The sequence below is a fragment of the Cupriavidus sp. 05N40 genome (assembly GCF_056397305.1).
Window position 1 is genome coordinate 1 of record NZ_JBFTND010000377.1, and the last position, 3,407, is coordinate 3,407.

2 protein-coding genes and 1 pseudogene are annotated in these 3,407 nt (G+C 60.8%); 1 reads left to right on the plus strand and 2 read right to left on the minus strand.

Translation table 11 applies throughout. The annotated features are described in order from the left end of the window. Positions 1–272 precede the first annotated feature (272 nt). Together AC1DO7_RS40380 and AC1DO7_RS40385 are read right to left on the minus strand one after the other, a co-directional pair. Positions 273–1,418 (minus strand): GGDEF domain-containing protein, encoded by a 1,146-nt coding sequence (locus tag AC1DO7_RS40380; RefSeq protein ID WP_441624464.1) that lies wholly within the window; start codon positions 1,416–1,418, stop codon positions 273–275. A gap of 316 nt (positions 1,419–1,734) precedes the next feature. Further along, positions 1,735–2,895 (minus strand): hypothetical protein, encoded by a 1,161-nt coding sequence (locus AC1DO7_RS40385; RefSeq protein WP_441624466.1) that lies wholly within the window; start codon positions 2,893–2,895, stop codon positions 1,735–1,737. Between the two features lie 403 nt (positions 2,896–3,298). Here AC1DO7_RS40385 and AC1DO7_RS40390 point away from each other — a divergent pair. Beyond that, a pseudogene (locus AC1DO7_RS40390) lies at positions 3,299–3,407 on the plus strand (hydrolase); the annotation flags it as partial.

A 3,407-nucleotide genomic window follows, 5' to 3' on the forward strand; every position in this document is an offset into this window, starting at 1 on the left:
GTAATGACCTCGGGTCTAGCCATCCTCGGGCGTCTCCATTGCATTCAACCGGGCAGGCTGAATACCATGGACAGGCCCTCAGGCGGACATTTGAACTTTGCTAGAACCGGACATTACAACTTTGCCGCTACATCCAATGTTCGCATAATTAGTCTTATGTTAAATCATGTAGCGAGCCGCAAATCATGTTGGCGCGGCCATCCAGGATTTTCCTCGTTATCGCGGCAACCGCCGGCAAGTGACCGGCGCCCGTTGAATGCGGAAGCCCCGGCTCAGCCTGCCTCAACACGGTTGCGCCCATCGGCCTTGGCGCGATATAGCGCCGAATCGGCTCGCGCCAGCAATTCGTCAAGGGTCGCTTCCCCGGCCTCGATGCTGGCCAACCCCAGGCTTGCCGTGCAGCCGGGCTGCCCTGCGATGGCCGATTGCTGCTCCACTGCCTGCCGCACGCGCTCGGCCATTGCAAGCGCGGCCTCCATGCCGGTACGCGGCAGCAGCACGACAAACTCTTCGCCGCCAAAACGGCCGAGATAGTCCGTGTAGCGCAGCGCCCGCCCCACGGTTTGTGCGAAATGAGCCAGCACGCGGTCACCCACCAGGTGTCCGTGCTGGTCATTGATGCGCTTGAAGTGGTCGATATCCATCAGCAGCAACGACAGTGGCTGGCCGCTGCCGCGCTGGTTATTCAGTTCGCGACTCCCTGCGTGCAGCACAGCCCGGCGGTTCAATACCCCTGTCAGGTCATCGCGTTGCGCCAGGTACTCGAACTCCGCGCGCAACCGCTCGCTCACGGTCAGCAGCAGGCCAAGGCAGACGAACAGCGACGCGAAACAATACGCTGCAATGTACGTGGTCTGAATAGCCGAAGGGGAAAACCGCGGAGTATTGACGGTATCCTGCAAAAGCGTCGTCGCTGCCCGCACCAGCAGGACCAGCCCCTGGAAAGCGAGGACAACTGCCATGAAGCGCGGCGCAAAACCCCGGCCGTGCTGCCAGGTCATCCGCGCATGAGTCAGGCATATTGCGGCCAGCACCGTGGTAAGCAGCAACACGCGAATCCGGTAGTCGGGATAGACCAGCAGGAACCAGGCGATGCCGGCCAGGCAGCCAATGCCCACGCCGAGCCAGTATTTCCAGGTGCAGGGCACCCCGTAGAAGCGCTGGCTGCCGAAGTAGAACAATGCGCAGCCCGAAAGCAGCAGCGCGTTACCGCCAAACGCGACGAGCACGGCCGGCCACTGCCCGTCCATCGCATAGAAGGCGGCGGAAAGCGCGCAAAGCAGCGGTGCGAGCGCCCAAGGCAACAAGCCTTTGATGGAGGCAGGATAGGCGCGGCGAAAGGCCAGCAGGATGATGCACAGGGCGATATTGATCATCCCCGTCATCGCCGACATGGAGCGCAGGTCCAGGTTCAGCATTGGTCAGCCGTGGAGATACAGGATTGACCGTGGCCGGTGACCGGTCGTGATACTGTAGGAAATGCAGTCATGTGAGTATGCCTGTTCAAGCTGGCATTGCACCCTGCACGGCTAGCCGTGGCAGGTGGAGATTCGGCAATCCCACCGCAGGGGCAATGCATTGGGAAACCACGGGCGCAAGACCTACCTGCGCCCGTGTAAGGCAGGGCGAAGCATACGCGATTTGGGGACCGGTACACCGGGCGGCGCGCCATGCACTACCCTTCGGTGACCCCTCGCCTGGCGCATCGCCTGGCGCACCGCGTTACCGCGTTCTTCAGGACGTCAGGCCTTTGGCGCGGAGCCAACTCAGCCACGCTTGATCTTCGATCTCGTACGAGCCCCGCGACTCTTTCCATACGATCTCACGCTCACGAAGGGCGTCAATTGCATTTTGAACCGTCGCAGCGCTGACGCTCACATGATCCGGCACAAGGGCCTTGTACGCGGAAATGGCGCTCTCTCCGAAGGGAGAGAATTGACCATCCTTGTCAGCCATGACACGCACTACCGCCTGCTGAAGTGGCGACAGTGATGTGAAGTCGCTTTCGACGTCATGCCACAAGCGTTCCTGGACGAGCGTCGCGTCATCCTTGAGCCGGGCACTGAGGTTTGGCGATTCGTTCGCCAGTGCGATCGTGCCAATCAGGTGGCGCAGCATCTCCGGGCGATGCCCGACCATCACGAAGGCTTCGTAGACGGCCTCCGGCTCAAACTGATTGCCCGCGGCGAGCGCCCTATTTACGCTCTTGGTGAATTCGTCGGTAAAGTTTCTATCGAGCAGCGGGAACGGCGTCACCTGGGAACCGTAGAACGGCATGCGCGAATTCATGACCAGGTGCGCGAGTTTGTCCCGGCTTGAGCCGGTGAAGACCAGCATGAGGTCCGGGGCCTTGCCCGAAACGTTCATCGAGTCGCGCGCCGCCTTCAGGCCGAACATTGCCTCGACGCCCTTCTCCGTGGTCAGAGCATGCTGCGCTTCATCAACGATCAAGAGAACGGGTTTCCTGGCGGCCTTGCGCAGCGCCTCAAGGGTCTGCGTGAGCGTGACGCCCGCTGGTAGTCCCGTGGCGGTGAGGTCTAACCCAAGGGTGCCCATGACGGTGACCTTGGTGAGGCCGACAGCCTTTGCGGCTTTGCTCACGACACCGGTGTGATCGGCAATTTTGTGCTTGATGGCGTCGGCGATCAGCTCGCCCGGGTCATGCGCCTTGTTCGACCACAAGTCGACGTACACGGTGACCCAGTCGCGCTGCTCGGCGGCCGGCGTAAGGTCCTCGCGCAGGAAGGTGGACTTCCCTACCCGACGCGGCGCCGCGAGGAACAGGCCCGAGCGGGCATCCTGGACTCCCTCCCCGGCCAAGGCAGCGCAGAAGCTTGCCGCCAACGCGGGTCGGCGAAACGTGTAGCGTTCGGAGGCGGCGGACGGCTTGGACATGTGTCTTCCTGGTGCGATTATCACCATTTATCCTATCTGGATAATTTATCCTTCGCAAATAAATAATGATAAATGCCTGGTGAGGCATATGTGTTCGGGGGCCAGGGCGTCCTGGCACCTCCGGGGAAGGATCTGGCAGCAACACTTCGATGCGCTTGGCCGGATGCACACGCAGCAGCTTGAGCGCGCCGCGGATTTAGCCGGCCGCTTAGCTGAGCGGACTCCTTCCGCCGGACCGAAAAACATTCAATTATTTTGACTAACTATGACAGTGATGGGCCACTTTCCGCGGTCTGACGCTGGTTATAGTTCTGCACATGGGCAGCGCAACAAGGCAACGAAGCAAGCCAGGCGCTACCGGATAAAACTCAAAATCATTGAATCACCTTAATTGGAGAACATCGTGTCGAACGCCAAACTGCAAGTCCTGACCCCGCGCAACAGCCAGCTGATCGTCATCGACCACCAGCCCCAGATGGCCTTTGGCGTGCAGTCGATGGACCGCCAGACCA